The following is a 20,844-nucleotide window of genomic DNA, read 5'->3' on the forward strand; positions in this document are numbered from 1 at the left end:
CCGGATCAGTCCCGGGAGCGGCGGCGGAAGGCCGAGACGGCGAGCGGCGCGAAGACCGCCGTCAGCACCAGCGACCACGCGATCGACATGAGGACGGGATGCTGCAGCGGCCAGGCGGCGTCCGCCGACGCGGGCAGGCCGTTGCCCCAGAGCTCGCGGCAGGCCTGGGTCACGGCCGAGACCGGATTCCACTCGGCGATGGCGCGCAGCCAGGACGGCATGCTCTCCGGGGGCGCGAACGTGTTGGCCACGAAGGTCAGCGGGAACATCACGGTGAACATGAAGCCCTGCACGGCCTCGACCGTCCGCATCAGCGAGCCGACCCAGATGCCCAGCCAGATGACGGCGAACCCGAAGAGGAGCAGCAGGAGGAAGGCCAGCGCGGCGTCGAGCAGGCCGTTGCGCATCCGCCAGCCGATGAGCAGGCCGGTCACCGCCATCACGGCCACGCCGATGCTGGAGTGGATCAGGCTGGAGATGCTCCGCCCGACCAGGACCGCCGAGCGGGGGATGGGCAGGGACTTGAACCGGTCGACGATCCCCTTCTGGAGGTCACTGGTGAGTCCCATGGCCACGATCGCGGCGGAGAAGACCATGGTCTGCACCATGATCCCGGGGAGCAGGAACTCCTTGTAGTCGGTGCCCGCCACCGCGATCGCCCCGCCGAAGACGTAGGCGAACAGCAGCACGAACATCACCGACTGCACGGTGACGTCGAGCAGCATCTCCGGCATCCGCCGGATGTGCACGAGATTGCGCCAGACGATCGTCGCCGAGGCCCGCAGCAGCGTCGGCGGGGAGATCTCGGGCCGGATCCTCCGGGGCGCCGGGGCGATCTCGGTGGCGGTCACTGGGGAACTCCCTGCGTCGTCGGGTCAGCTCCGGGCAGCACCTCGGCCCGGTGGCCGGTCAGGTGCAGGAACACGTCGTCCAGGCTCGGCCGGGCCAGCCCCAGGTCGTCGATGGCGATGCCGCTGGACTCGAAGACGGCGGCGATCCGGGTCATGTCCCCCAGCCCGTCGGCCTTGGCCGTCAGCCTCCGACTGCCCGGCTCGACGTGCACCTCCGGCGACTGCGACCGCATGAGCTCCGCGGCGTCGTCGAGGTCCGCCGCCGAGGTCAGGGTCACGACGACGCTGGCCTGGCCGGCCCGGTCCTTGAGCTGCGTGGGCGTACCGGCGGCGATCACCCGCCCCTTGTCCACGACGACGATCTCGTCGGCGAGGTGGTCGGCCTCCTCCAGGTACTGCGTCGTGAGCACCAGCGTGGTGCCCTCGCGCACGAGGTCGCGCAGCACCTCCCACAGGCCCGAGCGGCTGTGCGGGTCCAGCCCGGTGGTGGGCTCGTCCAGGAACAGGATGGGCGGCGCGGCCAGCAGGCTCACCGCGAGGTCGAGGCGGCGCCGCATGCCCCCGGAGTACGTCTTCGCCGCGCGGTCGGCGGCGGCGGTGAGGTCGAAGCGGTCGAAGAGGTACTCCGTGGTCTCGCGGACGTACTTCCGGGACAGCCCGTAGAGGCCGCCGATCAGCTTGAGGTTCTCGCGACCGGTGAGGATCTCGTCGACCGTGGCCGCCTGCCCCGTGAGGCCCATGCTGCGACGGACGTCGTTGGGTTGCTCGCGGATGTCGAAGCCGGCGACCCGGCCCGTTCCGCTGGTCGGCACGCTGAGGGTGGTCAGCATCCGGACGAGCGTCGTCTTGCCGGCACCGTTGGGGCCCAGCAGGCCGAGGACCGTGCCGCTGGGGACGACGAAGCTCACGCCGTCGACCGCGCGGTTGGCTCCGAAGTGCTTGGCCAGCTCGACGGCCTCGACCGCCGGGGCGACGGTCACGTCGCCGCCTGCCGGAGGCCGGCCGGTGGGGCCACGGGGTCGGTCAGCGGGGGCATGCGCCCAGGATGCGCCCTCGAGTGCACCCGAGGGCAAGCGATTTCAGGTCACCCGACCGCGGCCGCCGGGGCGGGGTCGGCGGTGCGGCCGGCGATGAGGTCCGCGGCCCGCTCGGCGATCATGATCGTCGGTGCGTTGGTGTTGCCCCGGACCAGCGTCGGCATCACCGAGGCGTCGACCACGCGCAGCCCGTCGATGCCGTGCACGCGCAGCTGCGGGTCGACGACGGCCCGGTCGTCGGTGCCCATCCGGCAGGAGGACACCGGGTGGTAGAGCGACTCGAGGGTGTCGCGCACCGACTGCCGCAGCTGCTCGGGGGTGCGCGCCGCCGGGCCGGGGGACCACTCCTCGCCCAGGACGTCGGCGAGTGGCCCGGTCGCGGCGATCTCGCGCGCCTGCTCGACGCCGCTCACGAGCGCGTCCAGGTCGCGGGGGTCGGTGAGGTAGCCCGCGTCGATGGCCGGGGCCCACGCCGGGTCCGCCGAACGCAGCCGCACCGAGCCCCGCGAGTGCACCCGCACCAGCACGGAGGCGGCGGTGAACGCGTCGACATCGGGGTCGACCTCCGCCTGCCGCCAGAACTTGACCGGGAGGAAGTGGTACTGCAGGTCGGGTTCGTCCAGCTCGGGCCGGGAGCGCGCGAACAGGCCGGCCTCGGCGAGGTTCGAGGTCAGCGGCCCGCGGCGGGCGCCGAACCACTTCGCGTAGCCCGACGGCGACTCCGCGCGGAACAGCGACTTCCCGCCGCGGGTGTGCCAGATGACCGGCACGAGCGGGTGGTCCTGCAGCCCGCCGCCCACGCCGGGCAGGTCGTGCACGACGTCGACGCCGACCTCGCGCAGGTGGTCGGCCGGCCCGATGCCCGACAGCAGGAGCAGCTGCGGGGAGTTCACCGCGCCACCGGCCAGCACCACCTCGGCCGCGGCGTGCGCGGTGTGCAGCCGGCCGCCGCGGCGGTACTCGACGCCGGTCGCCCGGCCGCCGGAGACCAGCACGCGGGTGGTCGGCGCGCCGGTCACGACGGTGAGGTTGGGCCGGTCCACGACCGGGTGCAGGTAGGCGTCGGCCGCCGACCAGCGCCGCCCCCGCCGCTGGGTGAGCTGGTAGAGGCCCGCGCCCTCCTGCCGGGCGCCGTTGAAGTCGGAGTTGCGCGGATGGCCGGCGGCGACCGCGGACTCGACGGCCGCCCGGGACCACACGTGCGGCGACCGCGGGTCCTCCACGCGCAGCGGGCCGCCGGTGCCGTGGAAGCGGTCCGCTCCGCGGGCGTTGTCCTCCATCCGCCGGAACAGCGGCAGCACGGACTCGAACGACCAGGAGGGGTCGCCGGTCAGCTGCGCCCACTCGTCGTAGTCGGCGGCGGCGCCGCGGATGTAGATCATCGCGTTGATCGACGAGGACCCGCCCAGCAGCTTGCCGCGCGGCCAGAACAGCCGCCGCCCGCCGAGGCCCGGCTGCGGCTCGGTCGTGTAGTTCCAGTCCCGCCGGGTGCGCCAGACCTTGTACAGCGCCGCCGGGATCTGCACCTCGAGGACGTCGTCGGACCCGCCGGCCTCCAGCAGCAGCACCCGCAGCGAGGGGTCCTCGGTCAGCCGCCCGGCGAGCGCGCAGCCCGCGGAGCCGGCCCCGACGACGACGACGTCGTACTCCTGCACCTCGTCGACCGCCCCCATCAGCGGTGCCGCCCGTGGACGATCCCCATCACCCGGGCGAGCGCGTCGGTGGCCTGCGCGGGGCGGCCGAAGCTCATCAGGTCCACCGGCAGGGAGAACCGCTTGCGGGTGATCGCCTTGGCGCGGGTGAACTCCTTGAGCCCGTCCTCGCCGTGGATGCGGCCGAACCCGCTCTCGCCGACGCCGCCGAACGGCAGCGCGGGCACCGACGCGAAGGTGAGGACCGAGTTGATCGAGGTCATGCCGCTGCGCATCCGGCGGGCCAGGTCCATCGCGCGGGCCCGCGACCCCGAGTAGACCGCGCCGGCCAGCCCGTGCGCGTTGGCGTTGGTGCGCTCCAGGGCCTCCTCGGCGTCGCGCACCTTCGCGATGGTGATCGTCGGCCCGAAGGTCTCCTCGCACACCGCGGCGGAGGTCTCGGGGGCGTCGACGATCACGGTGGGGGAGACGTAGCGGCCGTCCACGGTGCCGCCGACCAGGACCCGCCCCCCGGCGGCCGTGGCGTCGTCCAGGTGCCGGCGGACGACGTCGGCCTGCGAGGCCATCGTCATCGGCCCGTAGGCGGCGTCGTCGTCGGAGCCCGGGCGCAGGTCGCGGGCCTTCGCGGTGACCTCGGCGACGAAGCGGTCGTAGACGGCCTCGGTCGCGTAGACCCGCTCGATGCCGATGCAGGTCTGCCCCGCGTTGCTCATCGCGCCCCAGACGGCGGCGTCGGCCGCGGCCGCCACGTCGGCGTCGTCGTCGACGATCATCGCGTCCTTGCCGCCGAGCTCCATCAGCACCGGCGTGAGGGTCTCGGCGCAGGCGGCCATGACCTTCCGGCCGGTGGGCGCGGAGCCGGTGAAGGCCAGCTTCCCGACGCCGGCGCGGCACAGCGCGGCGCCGGTCGAGCCGTCGCCGGTGACGACCTGGAAGGCGTCGGCCGCATCCGGGACGGCGGCGCGCCAGGCGGCGGCGAGCCACGCGCCGACGGCCGGCGTGTGCTCCGACGGCTTGAAGACGACGGCGTTGCCGGCGGCGAGCGCGTAGGCGATCGAGCCCATCGGCGTGAACACGGGGTAGTTCCACGGCCCGATGACGCCGACCACGCCGAGGGGCCGGTACTCCAGGTGGGCGGTGTGGTTGGCGGCCAGCAGCCCGGCCGGGACCCGGCGCGGACCCAGCACCTTGCGGGCGTGGCTGCCGGCCCAGGCGAGGTGGTCGATCGCCAGCGTGATCTCGAGGATCGCGTCCGCGTGGGGCTTGCCGTTCTCCCGGTGCACGAGGTCGGCCAGCTCGTGCATGCGCCGGGCCAGGTAGCCGCGGAACGCGGTCAGCCGGGCCCGGCGGCCGTCGTGTCCGAGGTCGGCCCAGGCGAGGGCCGCGGCGCGGGCCTGCTCGACCGTCTCCGCGACCGCGGCGGCGTCGTGGACGGGGAAGACCCCGACCACCGCGCCGGTGGCGGGGTTCGTGGACTCGAACGTCTGGGCGGTGGCGTGCCGGTCGACCGTGCCCGCGGTGGACGCGGTGACGGTGTCCAGCTGCTCGGCGAGCGACATGGCTCGCACGCTACCGCCGAAGTTACCGGCGCGTAGCCCGAGCCCGGCGGGTGGACAGCCCGGGGGTGGGGCAACAACACTCCGGTCCGTCTCGAAAATCGCAACGGAGCGGAGTGGTCATGGCGGGCAGCCTGCAGGGCAAGGTCGCGTTCATCACGGGGGCGGCGCGGGGGCAGGGCCGCAGCCACGCGCTGCGGCTGGCGCGCGAGGGCGCCGACGTGATCGCCGTCGACATCTGCGCGCAGATCGGGTCCACCGACTACCCGATGGCCACCGAGGAGGACCTGGCCGAGACCGCGCGGCAGGTCGAGGCCCTCGACCGGCGGGTGGTCACCCGGATCGCCGACGTCCGGGACCGCGGCCGGATGATCGAGGCGGTCGACGCCGGGGTCGCCGAGCTCGGCCGGCTCGACATCGTGGTCGCCAACGCGGGGATCAGCCCCCTGGGTGCCCAGCACGGTTCGCGCGCGTGGTTCGACGCCGTCTCGGTGGACCTGGTCGGGGTGATCAACACGGTGGAGGCGGCGTTCGGCCACCTCTCGGCCGGCGCCTCGATCATCTGCACCGGCTCGATGGCCGCGATGATGCCCGGGGGCGTGGGCGCCGGCGGGGGTGGCGGCGCGGGCTACTCGTTCGCCAAGCGCGAGGTCGCCCGGTTCGTCCACGACCTGGCCGGGGAACTCGCCGGCCAGTCGATCCGGGTGAACGCCGTCCACCCGGGCAACATCGACACCCCGATGCTGCAGAACGACATGATGTACCGGATGTTCCGGCCCGACCTGGAGAACCCCACGCGGGCCGACGCCGAGCCCGGGTTCGCGTCGATGCACCGCATGCCGGTGACCACGCTGGACGCGAACGACATCAGCGAGGCCGTGCTGTTCCTCGCCTCCGACGCCTCCCGCTACGTCACCGGCCTGCAGCTCAAGGTCGAGGCCGGCGCGCTGCTGGGGATGTCGACGGCGGGCGCCCCCGGCTGATCACCGCGTGCTCGCCGCCGCCGGCTCGGGGTCCAGCGACTCCCGGTCGGACTCCAGGACGTCGGCGGCGGCGACCACGATGGCCGGGTCCGGGCGGCCGACGACCTCGGGGTCCTTGTCGTCGTACTGCGAGCGGCACAGCAGGTACCGCATGGCCTCCAGCCGGGCCCGCTTCTTGTCGTTGCTCTTGATCACCGTCCACGGCGCCCACGGGGTGTCGGTGGCGGCGAACATGGCCTCCTTGGCGGCGGTGTAGTCGTCCCAGCGGTCCAGCGAGGCCAGGTCGGTGGGGGAGAGCTTCCACTGCCGCACCGGGTCCAGTTGCCGGACGACGAAGCGGGTGCGCTGCTCGCGCCGGGAGACGGAGAACCAGAACTTCACCAGGGAGATGCCGCTGTCGACGAGCATCTTCTCGAAGTCCGGGGCCTGGCGCATGAACCGCTGGTACTGCTCCTCGGTGGCGTAGCCCATGACCCGCTCGACGCCGGCGCGGTTGTACCAGGACCGGTCGAACAGCACGATCTCGCCGGCGGCGGGCAGGTGCTGGACGTAGCGCTGGAAGTACCACTGCGTCTGCTCGCGCTCCGACGGCTTGTCCAGGGCCACCACCCGGGCGCCGCGGGGGTTGAGGTGCTCGGTGAAGCGCTTGATCGTGCCGCCCTTGCCCGCGGCGTCGCGGCCCTCGAAGACGACGACGACCTGCTGCCCGGTCTCCTTCACCCAGTTCTGGAAGCGCAGCAGCTGGATCTGCAGCCGGCGCTTCTGCTGCTCGTACGCCGGGCGCGGTAGCCGCTCGTCGTAGGGGTAGTTCTCCCGCCAGGTCTCCACCCGCCGCCCGTCGGGTCCGTAGAGCTCGCCGTCGTCGTCCCAGTCCTCGTCGGAGTCGACGTCGGGCAGGGCCTGCAGCCGGTACTGCGACAGGTCGATGGCGGAGCTGAGCGGCGGGACGGGGGCGAGGGCGTCGGTCACGGCGGCCCCGTACCCCGGTCCCGGCCCCGTCGATCATCGGCAGGTGGCTGCCGGACACGCCGGTCGGGGGCGCCGCTCGCCGATGATCGGCGGCGGGGCGCGCTGACATGCTGGCGCCGTGCCTGCCGTCGACGACCCCTTCGGCACGGCCGCGCTGCGGGCGCGGGTGCTCGCCGCCTGGACGGGTTCGCCGGCGCGGTTCCGCGAGGACGCCAACGCGGAGGAGGACCTGGTCCGCGGGGGCTACCGCGACCGGGTGCTGGTCGAGCTGGCGCAGAACGCCGCCGACGCCGCGCTCCGGGCCGGCGCCCCCGGCCGGCTGCGCCTCGAGCTGGCCGCCGGGGTCCTGCGCGCGGCCAACACCGGACGGCCGCTGGACGCCGACGGGGTCGAGGGCCTGGCGACCCTCCGCGCCTCGGCCAAGCGCGACGAGCCGGGCGGGGTCGGCCGGTTCGGGGTCGGCTTCGCGGCGGTGCTCGCGGTGTCCGACGAGCCGGCCGTCGTCTCCACCTCCGGCGGGGTCCGGTTCGCCGCCGCCCGCACCCGCGCGGCGGTCGCCGCCGTCCCGGCGCTGGCCGGCGAGCTCGCCCGGCGCGACGGCGGGGTCCCGGTGCTGCGGCTGCCCGAACCCGCGACCGGGACGCCGCCGGAGGGCTACGCGACGGAGGTGGTGCTGCCGCTGCGCTCCGGCGCCGAGCCGGGGGTGCGGGCCGCGCTGGGCGCGCTGACCGCGGACCTGCTGCTCGCGCTGCCCGGGCTCGCGGAGATCGAGGTGGTCGTCGACGGTGCGGCTCGCGTGCTGCGCGCCGTCCGCGAGGGGGAGACCGCCCGGCTCACCGACGGCGACCGGACGACGACCTGGCGACTGGCGCAGCGGTCGGGCGAGCTCCCCGAACACCTCGTGACCGACCGGCCGGTCGAGGAGCGGGCCCGTCGCGCCTACACGGTCACCTGGGCCGTTCCGCTGGACGACGACGGCGGCCGCCCCCTGCCGCTGCCCCTGCCGCAGGCGGTCCACGCGCCGACGCCGAGTGACGAGCCGCTGTCCCTGCCGGCCCGCCTGCTGGCGCCCTTCCCGCTCGGTCCCGACCGGCGGCACGTGCTCCCCGGCCCGGTCACCGACGCGCTCGTGGACGTCGCGGCCGTCGCGTACGCCGACCTGATCGCCGACCTGGTGGCCGGGCCGGCCGACGACCCCGCCGTGCTCGCCCTCGTGCCCCGGGTCGGGGTCGCGGCCGCCGCGCTCGACGCCGCCCTGGGTACCGCCGCGCTCGACCGCCTGCGCGCCACCGCATGGCTGCCGGTCGCCGGACGCCCCGGCACGCGGCAGTTCCCCGGCCGGGCCGCGGTCCTCGCCGAGCCGAGCCCGGAGCGGGTCGCCGCCCTGGTCGACGTCGTGCCCGGGCTGCTGCCCGACGACTGGTCCCGCCGGTCGCAGGCGCCGGCGCTGACCGCGCTCGGGGTCCGGCGGGTGGGCACGGCCGAGGTGGTCGAGGCGGTGACGGGGATCGACCGGCCGGGGTCCTGGTGGGCCGGGCTGTACGCGGCGCTGGAGGGCTCCCCGGCGGAGGAGCTCGGCGCCCTGCCCGTGCCGCTCGCCGGCGGCCGCACCGCGCCGGGGCCGGCCGGGGTGCTGCTGCCCGAGCCCGGGCTGCCCGTTGCCGATCTCGGCCCGCTGCGGTTGCGGCTGGCCGATCCCGACGTCACCGCCCCGCCCGCGGCGCGGCGGCTGCTCGAGCGGCTGGGTGCCCGGCCGGCCACCGCCGCCTCGGTGCTGGCCGACCCCGCCGTCCGTGCCGCGGTCGAGGCGTCGGTGGACGATCTCGAGGACGACCCCCGGATGGGCGGGGAGGTGGCGGCCCTGGCCCGTGCGGTGCTCGCGCTGGTCGCCGCCGCGGCGCCGGCGCCGGGGGACCTGCCGTGGCTGGCCGAGCTCGCGCTCCCCGACGCCGCGGGGGGCTGGGCCCCCGCCGGGGAGCTGCTGCTGCCGGGCTCGCCGCTGGCCGCGGTCGTCGCCGACGGCGCCCTCGGCGTGCTGGACCCCGCGACGGCGGCGGCGCACGACCCCGCCGTCCTGCGCGCGGTCGGCGTGCTCGACACCTTCGCGGTCGTGACGGCCGAGGACCCCGACGACCTCGACGTCGACGGGGCGGACGCCTGGACGGACGCCGTCCTGGACCGGCTGCCGCCGGGGGCGCCGCCGCCGGTGTGGCCGGCCGTGACCGCCGTCCGGGATCTCGAGCTGGTCACCGACTGGCCCCGCGCGCTGCCCCTGCTGGCCGCCCTGCCGGCGCGCGCCCGGGCGGACGTGCAGCTGGGGAGCGCCGCCGTCCCCGGGTACCTGCGCTGGTGGCTGCGCAGCCATCCGGTGCTGGACGGCCGGCGCCCCGACGGCCTGCGCGCACCCGGCGGCCACGAGTTACAGGGACTGTACGAACCGGCGCAGGCGTCGCCCGAGGTGCTGGACCTCCTCGCCCTGCCGGCCACGGTCGCCGACGTGCTCGCCGACCCCGACGCCGCGATCGACCTGCTGGAACGCCTGGGGGACCCCGCCCGCAGCGCGCGGCCTGACGTCCTCCGCACCGTCTACGCCCGGCTGGCCGCGGCGCTGGACGGGGTCGACGTGCCGCCGCCGGCCCGGGTGCGCGTGGCGCCGGACCGCGTGGTCGACCCGGAGCGCGAGCGGGTCGTGGTGCTCGACCTGCCGTGGCTGTACCCCCTGGTCGACGGCCCCGTCGTGCCGGGCGGGGGCGCGCCCGGCGCGGTGGCGGAGCTGCTGGACGTGCCGCTGGCCGGTGAGGAGGTCGTCGCGACCGTCGACGGCCACCCGGACCGGGTCGTGCGCTGGGCCGACCTGCCCGGGGCGGCGCAGGCGGCGGCGCGGCTCGGCGCGCCGGAGCTGACCGGCGAGGTGGCGGTGCACGACCGGCTCACCGCCGGCGGCCGGGCGGTGGCGTGGTGGCCGGGGGAGCGCGACGCGGTCGACGGCAGCCCGCGCGCCCTCGGCCGGACCCTGGCCTGGCGCGCCGGCGCGTGGCCGCTGCGGCAGGCGCTCGCCGAGGCGTTCGCGCATCCCGACCGCGTCGACGAACTGGCCGCCGAGGACGGGGTCCGAGACCCGAGCGCCCCGCCGCCCCCCGGAGGGGGCGACGGGGCGACGGGCGGGTGGGGCAGGTCGGAGTAGCGGGTCTCGGGGCTGCTACTGCCAGCGGGGGATGGCCTGCGCGCCGGGCGCGTGCCCGTGCGTCGAGGGCCGGCCGCCGCCACGCGTGCTGCCGGGCCCGCCGGAGGGCACGCGCCCGGTGGCCTGCCAGCAGCGGAACAGCGACAGCCACTGCTCCGCGGCGAGCGCGCCGACGCGGGTGGTGGGGGACAGGCCGGCCGAGGCGAGCCAGCGGACGCCGGCGCCGCCGGGGAGCTGCGCGCGGAGCACCGGTCCCAGGGCGGACGACGGCGCCGACAGCACCGCGTGCGCGAGCCGGTCGAAGTCGGCGATCTCGGCGGCGGGGAGGGCGTCGCGGGCGGCGTCGGCCGCGGGGGTGCGGGGGTGGAGTGGGCGTGACAAGGAGGCCTCCGGGGAGGTGGGCCGGTGCGCCGGGCAGCCGGCAGCCGTACAGGGGGAGGGGGGAGACGCGCCGGGGCGCGACGGCGGGGAGCTCGGCTCGACCCGCGGGGCTCTGCTGGGGACGTCAGAGGCGCATGACGAGGACGGTAGGGATCCCGGCGCGACGTCGCCAGTGAATCACCGGGCCGGGCCCGCGGCCCTGCCCGGAGCCTCAGTCGCCGGCGCTGCCGGCGCTGCCGGCCTTCCGGGCCTGGCGCGCCTGGTGGGCCTCCCACTTGGCGCGGTCGCGGGCGCGCTCGTCGGCGCGGCCGGCCCACTTCTCCTTGCGGCGTTGCGCCCGCTGCATCTCCCGCTCCTCGTAGCTGGAGTGCGAGTCCCAGTCGGTGGCGGCGACGGCGAGGGCGACGAAGGCGGCCCCGAAGATCGCGACGGCGGCGCCGACGACCGGATCGAGGAGCAGGAACGCCGCCGCCGTGGCGACGGCCCACACCACGGCCCCGAGGGCCAGTCTCCTGCGCACGACGACCAGTATCCCTCGGCCCCGACGGCGAACGGAGGGGCGCCGTCGGGTGAACGACGGGGTGCGGCCCTTGTCAGCGCTTCCCGGGGTCCGTAGCGTGCGACGCGCGCGGTTCAACAGTCAGCCGCTGTTCTTCCGCCGTGCTCCTCGCCGTGCTGCGCTCCCAGCGTCGCCCTCCGTACGGGCCCCCCGAGAGGCCTCTCGTGACAGCAACCTGGACGGGCCCGCCGCCCCCCGAACTCATCTTCGTGACCACCGAGCGCGCCGCCGCCGGGTGTCGGGTCTCCGTCGTCGGGGAGGTCGACTGCTCGACCGCTCCCCGGCTGACCGAGAGCATCGACGCCGTCCTCGCGACCGGTCCGGCCGAGCTGGTCGTCGACCTCGCCGGGGTCTCCTTCCTCGACTCCGCGGGCCTGCACGCCCTCGTCACCGCGCACGGCCGGGCCGAGCAGCAGGGCATCCGGATGCGCGTGCTCGTGGGCACCCGCGCCGTGCTCCGCCCCATCCAGGTCACCGGCCTCGAGGCGGTCCTGGGCGTCGAGTACGTCGAGCCCGGCGCCGGCTCTCCCGCCTGACCCCGGCCGGCGCCGCCCCTCCCCGCCACCCTTCCCCGCCGCCCCGCCTCGCCGCGCCGGAGGCGACCGGAGGACACTCGGCCCGTCCAGGCGACGGTCGCGTCGCCGCCGTCGAGGAGGTCCCCGTGCGTGAAGCCGTCATCTGTGAGCCCCTGCGGACCCCGGTCGGAGGGTTCGGCGGGTCCTTGCGCGACGTCGGTGTGGCCGACCTCGCCAGCACGGTGATCCGGGCCCTGATGGAGCGCACCGGCCTTCCGCCGGAGTCGGTGGACGACGTCCTGCTCGGCAACTGCTACCCGACGATGGACACGCCCGCGGTCGGCCGGGTGGCGGCGCTGGACGCCGGCCTGCCGGTGACCGTCGGCGGCCTGCAGATCGACCGGCGCTGCGGCTCGGGCCTGCAGGCGGTGATCAACGCGGCGATGTCGGTGCAGACCGGCGCGGCGGACGTCGTCCTCGCCGGTGGCGTGGAGTCGATGAGCAACGCGGCTTTCTACTCCACCGCCATGCGCTGGGGCGTCAAGGCCGGCCCGGGCGTCGTGCTGCAGGACGCGCTCGCGCGCGGTCGGGTCACCGCGGGCGGCCACAACTTCCCCGTGCCCGGCGGGATGATCGAGACGGCGGAGAACCTCCGTGCCGAGTACAGGATCTCGCGCGAGGAGCAGGACGAGTTCGCCGTCCGCAGCCACCAGAAGGCCGCCGCCGCCGTCGAGGCCGGGATCTTCGCCGACGAGATCGTGCCGGTCACGGTGAAGGGCCGGAAGGGCGACACCGTCGTCGACCGCGACGAGCACATCCGGCCCGACGCCAGCGTCGAGACCCTGGCGAAGCTGCGCCCGATCCTGGGGAAGTCCGACGAGGACGCCACCGTCACCGCAGGCAACGCCAGCGGGCAGAACGACGGCGCCGCCGTCTGCATCGTGACCTCGCCGGAGAAGGCCGCCGAGCTGGGGCTGCGGCCGCTGGCCCGGCTGGTCTCCTGGGCCGTCGCCGGCGTGCCTCCCCGGACCATGGGCATCGGCCCGGTCCCGGCCACGGCGAAGGCGCTGGCCAAGGCCGACCTGAAGCTGGCAGACGTCGACCTGATCGAGCTCAACGAGGCGTTCGCCAGCCAGGTGCTGGCCTGCACCCGGGAGTGGGGCTTCACACCGAGCGACTTCGACCGGATGAACGTGCACGGCTCGGGCATCTCGCTGGGCCACCCGGTCGGCGCGACCGGCGGCCGGATCCTGGCCACGCTGACCCGGGAGATGGCCCGCCGCGAGGCCCGCTACGGCCTGGAGACCATGTGCATCGGCGGCGGCCAGGGCCTGGCCGCGCTGTTCGAGCGCGTCTGACGCAGGGCCCCGCTGCCCCCCGCATCGGGCACGCTCGGGGCGGGCCCCGGCAGCGGGGTCGACCCACGGTCCCCACAATGTGAAACTGACGTCCATGTCAGAAGAAGGAGCACGCATGAGCGAGTCCCCGCGCGTCGCCATCGTCACCGGCGCCGCCCGCGGCATCGGTGCCGCCACCGCCGTCCGCCTGGCCGCCGACGGGTTCGCCGTCGCGGTCGTCGACCTCGAGGAGGCGGCGGGCAAGAGCACCGTCGAGGCGATCGAGGCCGCCGGTGGCCGGGCGCTGGCCGTGGGCGCCGACGTGAGCGACGCCGACCAGGTGGCCGCCGCCGTCGACCGGATCGCCGCCGAGCTCGGCCCGCCGCTGGTGCTGGTCAACAACGCCGGTGTCACCCGCGACAACCTGCTGTTCAAGATGACCGAGTCCGACTGGGACGTCGTCATGGCGGTGCACCTGCGGGGGTCGTTCCTCATGACCCGGGCGGCGCAGAAGCACATGATCGACGCCAAGTGGGGCCGGATCGTGAACCTGTCGTCGACCTCGGCGCTGGGCAACCGCGGGCAGGCCAACTACGCGGCGGCCAAGGCCGGGCTGCAGGGCTTCACCAAGACCATCGCCATCGAGCTCGGCAAGTTCGGCGTCACCGCCAACTCGATCGCCCCGGGCCTCATCGAGACGGAGATGACGCGGGCGACCGCGGAGCGCCTCGGGCGCAGCTGGGACGACTACGCCGCCGAGCGGGCGACCCAGATCCCGGTCGCGCGGGTCGGGCGGGGCGAGGACATCGCCCACGCCGTCTCCTTCTTCGTGAGCGAGGGCGCGGGCTTCGTCTCCGGCCAGGTCCTCTACGTGGCCGGCGGCCCGAAGACCTAGGTCGACGGGTCGCGGTCGGGATAGCGCGCGCGGGCCAGGGCGTACAGCCCGAACGCCGCGAACCCGGCCGCGACCGCGGCGAGGAGCCAGGGGCCCGCGCCGGTGTGCGCCATCGCCGTCATCGCGCCGTCCAGGCCGGTGGCGGTCGAGACGTCCGCCGAGCGCGCCGCCCGCCACAGCAGGACGCCGACCAGCGCGAACGCCACGCCCTTGGCGAGGTAGCCGACCCGGCCGGCCACCTCGATGGCCGGCTCCCACCGGTCCGGCGCGGCCGGCAGGTCGATGTCGCGCATGAACCCGCCGGTCACCCCGCGGGCCAGCGTGTAGAGGCCCAGCGCGACGACGGCGACGGCCACCGCCTGGACGGCGAGGGTGCCGCCGGGCACCTCCAGCGTGTCGTCGGTGAGCTCGCGCAGGCGCTCGTCGGCCTGGTACCCGGCGCCGGCGGCGAAGAGCAGGCCCGTGACGCCGAGCGCCGCGTAGACGACGGCCTTGGCCAGGCAGCGGGCGCAGACCAGCGCCGTGCGCAGCCGGTGCCGGTCGTCGAGCAGCCCGCGCCACCACAGCAGCACCTCCCCGGCCTGCCACAGGGCCAGGCAGAGCAGGCCCAGGCCGATCGCCCAGAGCAGGAGCCGGCCGCCGGGACCGTCGGCCACCGTCTGCAGCGCGCCGGTCTGGTCGGCGTCGGCGGCGCCCACCCCGCGGGCCAACTGGACCGCGAGCCAGGCGATGAGCAGGTGCAGCAGCCCGTAGGCGACCAGGCCGGCGCGGGCCAGCGCGCGCAGCACGGGGTGGTCGGTGACCTCGCGGGCGCGCTCGACGATCCCGCCGACGCGGTCGAGGAGGGCGCGGGCGACGGTCACCCGGGCTCAGGTGCGCTCGGGGTAGCGGGCCCGGATGAGGCAGAACACGCCGTACGCCGCGATGCCGAGGGCCACCAGCGTCAGCAGGAACTGCCCGAACGGGGCGTCGAGGATGGTGCGCATGGCGCCGTCGAGCCCCGCCGCCTTGTTCGGGTCGAAGGTCACCGCCGCGTAGACGAGCATGCCGCCGAGCACGGTGAAGGCGATGCCCTTGGCCGGGAAGCCGACGAGCCCCACGCGCTCCACCAGCCGTCGCGTGCCGGGCGCCGCCGAGGAGAGGTCGAGCTGCTCGAGGAAGCGCTTCGTGACCCCCTTGTGCACGTAGTAGAGCCCGACGCCGATCAGTACGAGACCGGCCAGGCCGACCAGCCAGCGCCCGGCCGGCAGGCCGAAGACGCCCTCGGTGGCCTGCTGCTCCTGCTGGCCGCCCGAGCCGCCCGACCCGGTGACGGTCCGGATCGCGAGGACGGCGAGCGCCGCGTAGACGACCGCCTTGACGACGGCCTTGACCGACTTGGTCACCGCCTTCTTCCGCCGGTCGCCGGAGGCCGACCAGCCCGATCGCCAGCGCAGCACCTCGGCGAGCTGCCACACCGCCAGTGCGATCATCCCGATCGCGACCACCCACAGCAGCGGCTTGCCGACGGGTGAGTCCGCGAGGGTGGCCAGTGCTCCGGACTGGTCCGGTGACTCCGAGCTCCCTCCGCCGCCCCAGGCCAGCTGCAGCGCCAGCCAGGCGAGGACGAGGTGGACGACGCCGTAGGCGAGCAGGCCCACCCGCGCCAGGTTCTCCAGGCCGTCGCTGGATCCCGCGCGGTCGGCCGCGCTCATCGGTGACCCGACGCCCATTTTTCCGACACTCCTGTTCTCAGACCCCGTGCGGATCGAATCTGACACAACGGAGATCACCTCGCCCGGCGGCGGATCGCCCGTCCGGGTGAGGGACACTGGCCTCGTGGTGGGCACAGCGGCGACGACGACGGTGCAGGCGGACCCGGAGGTGGCCCGGCGGGCGTGGCCCCGCTGGCTGGCCCTGGGTGGAGCCTTGCTGGTCGTCGCAGTCGTCTCGGCGTTCTGGGACGCCGGTGGCGCCCGCCTGCTGCTCGGCGCGCTGGGCCTGTTCGGCGCGGTCCGCGGCGCGGTGCTGGTGGCGGGCGCGGGGAGCGACGGGCTGGACCGCCGGGTGCGGGGTCTCGGCGCGGGCACGGCCGCCGCGGGCGTCGTCGCCCTCGCCGCGGCCGCCGTCCCGGGCACCCTCGCGGGCTGGGTCCTGCTCGTGGGCACCCCGCTGGGTCTGCTGGCCGCCTCCCTCCGCCTGGTCTCCCGCGACGGGGTCGCCCGCCGCGGCGGGCTGGTCGCGCTGGTGTGGTCGGTGCTGGTGACGGCGCTGCTGGTCGTCACCGGGCTGGCCACCGACTGGGACCGGGCGCGCGACGGCGCCACCCTGGTGGCCGCGCTGGGCGTCGGGGTCCTCGGCATCGTGCTGATGACCGGGTCGGCCGGCCTCCGCGTCGCCGCGGCGCGACCCGCGCCGCCGGCACAAGCCGCCGGATGTGCGGGCTGCGCCTGCTCAGGCGGCGGGTGCGGCGCGCTGGGCTGACGCCGGATCAGCCCCGGGTCGCCCGGTCGACGTGCGCGCGGGCGACCGACACCGGCGCGCGGCCGGCCGGGGACGGTGTCCCGCGCGCGCCAGGCCGGCTCGATGCGGGAGCGGACGGGCGGCTCCACCCGCAGGACGCGGAGGCCAGGGGTCGCGGTGCGCGCCACCGACGCGGGGCGCCGTCCTGACCCGGCGGGGGCGTCAGGCGGGCAGCACCCACAGCCCGGCGCCGGCGCAGTTGGCGGCCACGACGAGGGAGCCGTCCGGTGCGACGGCGACGCCGGCGGCGGCGCCCGTGTCGTCGCACAGGTCGGCGACCGCGGTGGCGCTGCCGTCGGCGGGGTCCAGCCGGACGACCCGGAGCCGGCGGTCGACGGCGACGACGTCGTCGCCCACGACGGCCAGCCCGGTGACCTCGCCGAGCCCGGGTTCCCCCGGCACCTCGCGGACGGTTCCGGTGGCGGCGTCCACGGCCGCGAGCCCCGTCGTCCCCTCCGTGGCGACGTAGGCGATCCCGTCGTCGGAGACGGCCAGCGCGGACACCCCGTCTCCGTCGAGGGCGACGACGTCCCCGGGTGAGAAGGGGTCGGTCTCCAGCACGGCCACGGCGGGCGTCCACGCGGACCCGTCCTCCCCCCGGACGGCGAGGGTCACCGCGATCGTCGTGCCGTCGGGGCTGACCGTGAGGGCGTCGACCCGGACGCGGTCCGCCGCGTCGGCCACGTCCGACACGTCGATCGCCGCCGCGGAGATCACGCGGCCCTCCAGCGGGGCGACCAGCAGGACGAACGGCAGCCCGCCGGGGCGGTCCCCGGCGACGACGACCGTCCCGTCCGGCAGCGCCGCGGCCTCGACCTGCCCGGCGTCCTCCGTGCCGGCGACCGGGCGGGTGTCGAGGACGTCCCCGCTCGCGGGGTCGACGGCGAGCACCGCGTACCGGCCGTCGTAGGGGGAGCCGACCCGGCCGACGAGGAGCGTCTCCCCGCCCGCGGTCAGGGCGAGGTCGAGCTCGACGTCCTGCAGCCGGACGGTGTCGCCGGCGACGGCCGGGCTCCCGTTCTCCGGGAGGTCCACCACGGTGACTCCGGCGCGGCCGGCCGCGCCGAGGGTCCAGACCAGCGCGGTGCCGTCGGCGGTCACGGTCACCCCGGCCACCAGGTCCGCGTCCTCGACGTCGTCCGCGAGCGCGACGGCGCGCTCGAGCGTCGCGGGGCCGCCGGGTCCGCCCTGGCCGCCGGTCGACGTGGTGCAGGCGGCCGTCGCGAGGGCGGTCGCGGCGGCCAGGACGCCGAGCAGGCGGGCGCGCATCAGGCCACCGCCCAGACGGTCGGGTCGCGGTCCTCGTTGTGGCAGACGCCGCTCACCCACGCGGTGGCGCCGTCGTCGGAGAGGACGACGTCGTCGGTGGTCCCGCCCCCGCACAGCTCGACGGCGGTGCTGGCGCCGGAGGCCAGGTCGACCACCAGCAGGGTGGGTGCGCCGGCCGGGCCGTCGAGGACGGCGACGGCGGCGAGGTCGCCGGAGGCCGCCAAGGCGGTGGGCGAGGTGCCGGGGAGTTCCAGCGCGGTGACGTCGTCGCCGTCGACGGTGACCAGGCGCAGCGCCGGCTCGGCGCCGGTGCCCGTGGTGAGGACCGCGACCGCGGTGCCGTCGGGGCGGAGGGTCACGTCGACGGCGCTGCTGGTGGCGGCGTCCGAGGCGAGCGCCACGGTGCCGAGGGGGCTGAGGTCCGCGTCCCAGCGGGCGAGGACCGCGGAGGGGGTGCCGTTGCCGGCGTCGAGGACGGCGACCACCTCGTCGCCGGCGGCGGCCAGGGCCTGCGGGGTGCTCGTGCCGGGCGCGGCCACCTCGACCGAGGCGAGCACGGCGCCGTCGGTCGGGTCGACGGCGAGCAGCACGGGCGCCGCGTCCGGGGCGCCGGTCAGCAGGTACAGCGTGCCGCCGTCCGGGGAGAGGGCGGCGGCCACGGTCTCGGACGCGGTCAGCGCCGGTGCGTCGATGAGCACGCCGGTGGCGCGGTCGGTCAGGGACAGGACCCCGAACCGGACGTCGTCGCCGGGTTCGCCGATCAGGCCGGCGACGAGGATGCCGCCGGTCCGCGGGTCGACGGCGACCAGGACAGGGTCGTCGACCGCCGGCACCTCGTCCTCGGTGAGCACGGAGGCCTCGTCCGGATCGCTGCCCGGGCCGTCGGGGGTGAGCCGGCCGAGGGTGAGCACGGTGGACAGGTCGCCGCCCTCGGCGGAGAGCTCACGCAGGAAGGCCACGACGTCGCCGTCGCCGTCCGCGGCCAGCAGCGCCGCGCCGCCGTCGTCCGTGCCGTTCCCGGGCAGGGGGACGGCGCCGACGCGCACGTCCGGGACCCCGCCGCCGTCCGGGGGAGCGGGTGGGTCGGTGGGGGTGGACGCCGAGGTGCCCGGGGAGGAGGTGCTCGGGGCGGAGGCGGTGCCGCTCACGCTCGACGTGCAGGCGGCCAGCACGAGTGCGGCGGCCAGCGCGCCTCCCGCGGCCAGGGGACTCGATCTCATGCCACCACCCTCGGCGGCGGCGCTTGGGGCGTGCTGGCGGGGCACTTGCGGCCCGTTCACCCGTCCGGGGTGGGGTCTGTGGGAGATCAGGCGTGGGCGGGGGCGCGGGTGAGGATCTGGGTGCCGTCGGGGCGGTAGGTGCGCCATCGGGCTCCGGGTGGTGCGGTGTCGTCGCGGTCGACGCGGAAGCCGTGATGCACCTTGGCGTGGTGCCGCTCGCACAGCAGCGCGGAGTTCTCGACCGAGGTGTCGCCCTGGTGGATCGTCCACTCTTCGAGGTGGTGGACATCGCAGAACCAGCGGGGTGCTTCGCAGCCGGCGAACACGCAGTGCTGGTCGCGGTGTTCGACGGCCTTGCGGATGTGCGGTGGGACGACGCGCTGCTCGCGGCCGACGTTCAGCGGTAGTCCGTCGGGGTCGAGCAGGAGCCGGGTGAGGGTGGCGTCGCAGGCCAGCCAGCGGGCCCGGGCGGCGGACAGGCGGGTGCCGGTGCCGGTGGTCGCCGCGCCCGGGCCGGTGGCGGGGTCGATCAGGTCCTCGACACCGATGGTGGCGATGACGTGCGGCTTGACGGTGCGCAGCACGGGCAGCCGGCCGGAGGCGAGGGCGAGATCGGCGAGTTGGACGAGGGCGTCGCCGGTGCGCTGGGACCGGGTGCGCTGGTCGTCGGCGCAGCGGCTCGCGGCGGCGATGGCTTCCAGGGCGGTGGCGACCTTCTGCCCGCCGACGGCATCCAGTTCGCCGCGGATGGTCCAGGTTCCGTCGGGATGCTGGACCAGGGTCACCGAGCGTTCTTCGGTGGGGTCGGGTTCGGGTCCGTCGGGGTCGAGCTTGGCCAGGTAGTCGGCGACCGCGAGTTCCAGGTCGCGGTGGGTGCCGCGGCCGGCCAGCTGTACGAGTGCGGCCTCGACGGCGGCGACGTCGATGCCCTGGGTCGCGGCCAGGTCGAGGTGGACCGGGGTGGCGATCTTCGCGATCACCGTGACCTGGTCGGCGCCTAGCACGCCGTCGGTGAACGCCCGGGCGGTGGCCGGCAGTAGTTCCAGCACCCGGCCCTGGGCCACGACCCGGGACGCGGAGGCGCCGGAGACGCGGGCGTGCCCGCGCAGCCACAGCGTGGCGTTCTTCGCTCCGTCGACCTCCGCCGCACCCCGGACGTCCACCCGCCGCGCCACCCGGGTCAGCGCGGCGGCGATCCGATGCGAAGCCGTCACCAGCTCACGGGTGTGCTCCAGCAGCACGCCGTCGGGCAGCTCGTCCAGGTCCAGGGCAGCGAGGGCGTCCAGCGCCGACCGCAGCTCGCCCACGACACCTCCCCACTGCTTCGAATGTGTGTTCGATTCTAGCGGTTGGAAAGCCCAGGATCAACGCGAATATGCAGGTCAGGCCCGCTATCCACAGATTCGGCGAACCCCTTGTCAGGACGCGATGGCCGATCCACCAGGCGTATCAAATCGGGGGAGCCGCCTGCGAGCGTCCGCCCCTGCGTACCCGCCCGCTCACCGTCAGCAAGGGCGACGCCGGGAGGCGCGAGATCGGTTTGGCGCGGCGGCCGGCGTGGGGGACCGTGGGCGGAGTCCGACGCTGGAGGTGACGGGATGGCACGGTGGCTCGCACCGATGGGCGCACTGGTATCGCTGCTCGTGCTCTTCGCCGGCCTGGTGCGGGCGGAGACCGAGCAGGCGACGACCGCCGGCGTCTCGCTGACCTTCTGGGGCGCGGCCGGGCTGCTGCTCGTCGTCGCCGCGGTCGGCGTCGTCGAGTGGAACGCCGGCCACCGCAGGCCCGCCGCGCGCCGACCCGCCGCGCGGCCTGCAGCCGCCCAGCAGCGCCCGCCGCGGCTCGGCTGACCGAGCCGCCACGCCGGCCCCGGCTCGGCTGACGGGGCAGCCGCGACTCGGCCGACCTACCAGTCGCGGCTCGGCCGACCGAGC

General features: G+C 75.9%; 19 protein-coding genes. 7 read left to right on the top strand and 12 right to left on the bottom strand.

Annotated elements, in window-relative coordinates:
* Window positions 1–5 precede the first annotated feature (5 nt).
* The 4 genes from BMY88_RS17835 to BMY88_RS17850 form a co-directional block, all read right to left on the bottom strand.
* A complete protein-coding gene (locus BMY88_RS17835) occupies window positions 6–851 on the bottom strand; it encodes an ABC transporter permease (protein ID WP_091946634.1) in 846 nt (281 codons plus the stop codon).
* The gene (locus BMY88_RS17840) at window positions 848–1,831 is read right to left on the bottom strand and encodes an ATP-binding cassette domain-containing protein (RefSeq protein ID WP_091946636.1); all 984 of its coding nucleotides are present in this window, start codon (window positions 1,829–1,831) and stop codon (window positions 848–850) included. The genes BMY88_RS17835 and BMY88_RS17840 overlap by 4 nt, the downstream gene beginning before the upstream one ends.
* A 104-nt stretch (window positions 1,832–1,935) precedes the next feature.
* Window positions 1,936–3,561: a GMC family oxidoreductase gene (locus BMY88_RS17845; RefSeq protein ID WP_091946638.1), complete on the bottom strand. Its 1,626-nt coding sequence runs from the start codon at window positions 3,559–3,561 to the stop codon at window positions 1,936–1,938.
* Window positions 3,561–5,099, bottom strand: a complete 1,539-nt coding sequence (locus tag BMY88_RS17850) for an aldehyde dehydrogenase family protein (protein WP_091946640.1) — start codon at window positions 5,097–5,099, stop codon at window positions 3,561–3,563. The genes BMY88_RS17845 and BMY88_RS17850 overlap by 1 nt, the downstream gene beginning before the upstream one ends.
* Before the next feature lie 119 nt (window positions 5,100–5,218).
* Here BMY88_RS17850 and BMY88_RS17855 point away from each other — a divergent pair, with 119 nt between their 5' ends.
* Window positions 5,219–6,079 (top strand): mycofactocin-coupled SDR family oxidoreductase, encoded by an 861-nt coding sequence (locus BMY88_RS17855; protein ID WP_091946642.1) that lies wholly within the window; start codon window positions 5,219–5,221, stop codon window positions 6,077–6,079.
* On the opposite strand, the gene ppk2 is transcribed toward BMY88_RS17855, so the two are convergent.
* On the bottom strand, window positions 6,080–7,048 hold the full coding sequence (gene ppk2, locus BMY88_RS17860; protein ID WP_244524768.1) for a polyphosphate kinase 2: 969 nt from the start codon (window positions 7,046–7,048) through the stop codon (window positions 6,080–6,082).
* Window positions 7,049–7,166: 118 nt separating this feature from the next.
* On the opposite strand from ppk2, the gene BMY88_RS17865 reads away from it, so the two are divergent.
* On the top strand, window positions 7,167–10,232 hold the full coding sequence (locus tag BMY88_RS17865) for a sacsin N-terminal ATP-binding-like domain-containing protein (RefSeq protein WP_244524769.1): 3,066 nt from the start codon (window positions 7,167–7,169) through the stop codon (window positions 10,230–10,232).
* 15 nt (window positions 10,233–10,247) lie between these two features.
* Here BMY88_RS17865 and BMY88_RS17870 read toward each other — a convergent pair whose 3' ends face one another.
* Together BMY88_RS17870 and BMY88_RS17875 are read right to left on the bottom strand one after the other, a co-directional pair.
* Window positions 10,248–10,613, bottom strand: coding sequence for a hypothetical protein (locus BMY88_RS17870; protein ID WP_091946644.1), 366 nt, complete (start codon window positions 10,611–10,613; stop codon window positions 10,248–10,250).
* Window positions 10,614–10,824: 211 nt separating this feature from the next.
* Complete coding sequence (locus BMY88_RS17875; RefSeq protein WP_139220510.1) at window positions 10,825–11,133, bottom strand: hypothetical protein; 309 nt, start codon at window positions 11,131–11,133, stop codon at window positions 10,825–10,827.
* A gap of 248 nt (window positions 11,134–11,381) precedes the next feature.
* Between BMY88_RS17875 and BMY88_RS17880 the strand changes: the two genes are divergently transcribed.
* The 3 genes from BMY88_RS17880 to BMY88_RS17890 all read left to right on the top strand — a co-directional run bounded on the left by BMY88_RS17880 (window position 11,382) and on the right by BMY88_RS17890 (window position 13,919).
* Window positions 11,382–11,708, top strand: coding sequence for an STAS domain-containing protein (locus BMY88_RS17880; RefSeq protein ID WP_244524770.1), 327 nt, complete (start codon window positions 11,382–11,384; stop codon window positions 11,706–11,708).
* 125 nt (window positions 11,709–11,833) lie between these two features.
* Complete coding sequence (locus BMY88_RS17885; RefSeq protein ID WP_091946650.1) at window positions 11,834–13,045, top strand: acetyl-CoA C-acetyltransferase; 1,212 nt, start codon at window positions 11,834–11,836, stop codon at window positions 13,043–13,045.
* A gap of 115 nt (window positions 13,046–13,160) precedes the next feature.
* A complete protein-coding gene (locus tag BMY88_RS17890; RefSeq protein ID WP_244524771.1) occupies window positions 13,161–13,919 on the top strand; it encodes an SDR family oxidoreductase in 759 nt (252 codons plus the stop codon).
* Here BMY88_RS17890 and BMY88_RS17895 read toward each other — a convergent pair.
* The gene (locus BMY88_RS17895) at window positions 13,916–14,782 is read right to left on the bottom strand and encodes a DUF1206 domain-containing protein (RefSeq protein ID WP_091946655.1); all 867 of its coding nucleotides are present in this window, start codon (window positions 14,780–14,782) and stop codon (window positions 13,916–13,918) included. The genes BMY88_RS17890 and BMY88_RS17895 overlap by 4 nt on opposite strands.
* Before the next feature lie 6 nt (window positions 14,783–14,788).
* On the bottom strand, window positions 14,789–15,631 hold the full coding sequence (locus BMY88_RS17900; RefSeq protein ID WP_091946658.1) for a DUF1206 domain-containing protein: 843 nt from the start codon (window positions 15,629–15,631) through the stop codon (window positions 14,789–14,791).
* 106 nt (window positions 15,632–15,737) lie between these two features.
* On the opposite strand from BMY88_RS17900, the gene BMY88_RS17905 reads away from it, so the two are divergent.
* Window positions 15,738–16,382, top strand: a complete 645-nt coding sequence (locus BMY88_RS17905; RefSeq protein ID WP_091946661.1) for a hypothetical protein — start codon at window positions 15,738–15,740, stop codon at window positions 16,380–16,382.
* Between the two features lie 201 nt (window positions 16,383–16,583).
* On the opposite strand, the gene BMY88_RS17910 is transcribed toward BMY88_RS17905, so the two are convergent.
* The 3 genes from BMY88_RS17910 to BMY88_RS17925 all read right to left on the bottom strand — a co-directional run bounded on the left by BMY88_RS17910 (window position 16,584) and on the right by BMY88_RS17925 (window position 20,217).
* Entirely contained in the window at window positions 16,584–17,690 is a 1,107-nt protein-coding gene (locus BMY88_RS17910; protein WP_091946664.1) for a hypothetical protein, read from the bottom strand.
* A complete protein-coding gene (locus tag BMY88_RS17915) occupies window positions 17,690–18,910 on the bottom strand; it encodes a hypothetical protein (protein ID WP_139220511.1) in 1,221 nt (406 codons plus the stop codon). Before BMY88_RS17915 ends, BMY88_RS17910 begins: the two co-directional genes overlap by 1 nt.
* Before the next feature lie 86 nt (window positions 18,911–18,996).
* Complete coding sequence (locus tag BMY88_RS17925) at window positions 18,997–20,217, bottom strand: HNH endonuclease signature motif containing protein (RefSeq protein WP_091946672.1); 1,221 nt, start codon at window positions 20,215–20,217, stop codon at window positions 18,997–18,999.
* A gap of 291 nt (window positions 20,218–20,508) precedes the next feature.
* Between BMY88_RS17925 and BMY88_RS17930 the strand changes: the two genes are divergently transcribed.
* Window positions 20,509–20,760 (top strand): hypothetical protein, encoded by a 252-nt coding sequence (locus tag BMY88_RS17930; protein WP_091946675.1) that lies wholly within the window; start codon window positions 20,509–20,511, stop codon window positions 20,758–20,760.
* Window positions 20,761–20,844 lie beyond the last annotated feature (84 nt).

The organism is Trujillonella endophytica, assembly GCF_900110555.1.
GTDB classification, from domain to species: Bacteria; Actinomycetota; Actinomycetes; order Mycobacteriales; family Geodermatophilaceae; genus Trujillonella; species Trujillonella endophytica.

Excerpts from the sequence above, each read along its gene's own strand:
- BMY88_RS17890 (WP_244524771.1), top strand. The coding sequence starts at position 13,161 with ATGAGCGAGTCCCCGCGCGTCGCCATCGTCACCGGCGCCGCCCGCGGC.
- BMY88_RS17910 (WP_091946664.1), bottom strand. The coding sequence starts at position 17,690 with ATGCGCGCCCGCCTGCTCGGCGTCCTGGCCGCCGCGACCGCCCTCGCG.
- BMY88_RS17845 (WP_091946638.1), bottom strand. The coding sequence starts at position 3,561 with ATGGGGGCGGTCGACGAGGTGCAGGAGTACGACGTCGTCGTCGTCGGG.
- BMY88_RS17915 (WP_139220511.1), bottom strand. The coding sequence starts at position 18,910 with ATGAGATCGAGTCCCCTGGCCGCGGGAGGCGCGCTGGCCGCCGCACTC.
- BMY88_RS17850 (WP_091946640.1), bottom strand. The coding sequence starts at position 5,099 with ATGTCGCTCGCCGAGCAGCTGGACACCGTCACCGCGTCCACCGCGGGC.
- BMY88_RS17930 (WP_091946675.1), top strand. The coding sequence starts at position 20,509 with ATGGCACGGTGGCTCGCACCGATGGGCGCACTGGTATCGCTGCTCGTG.
- BMY88_RS17855 (WP_091946642.1), top strand. The coding sequence starts at position 5,219 with ATGGCGGGCAGCCTGCAGGGCAAGGTCGCGTTCATCACGGGGGCGGCG.
- BMY88_RS17900 (WP_091946658.1), bottom strand. The coding sequence starts at position 15,631 with ATGGGCGTCGGGTCACCGATGAGCGCGGCCGACCGCGCGGGATCCAGC.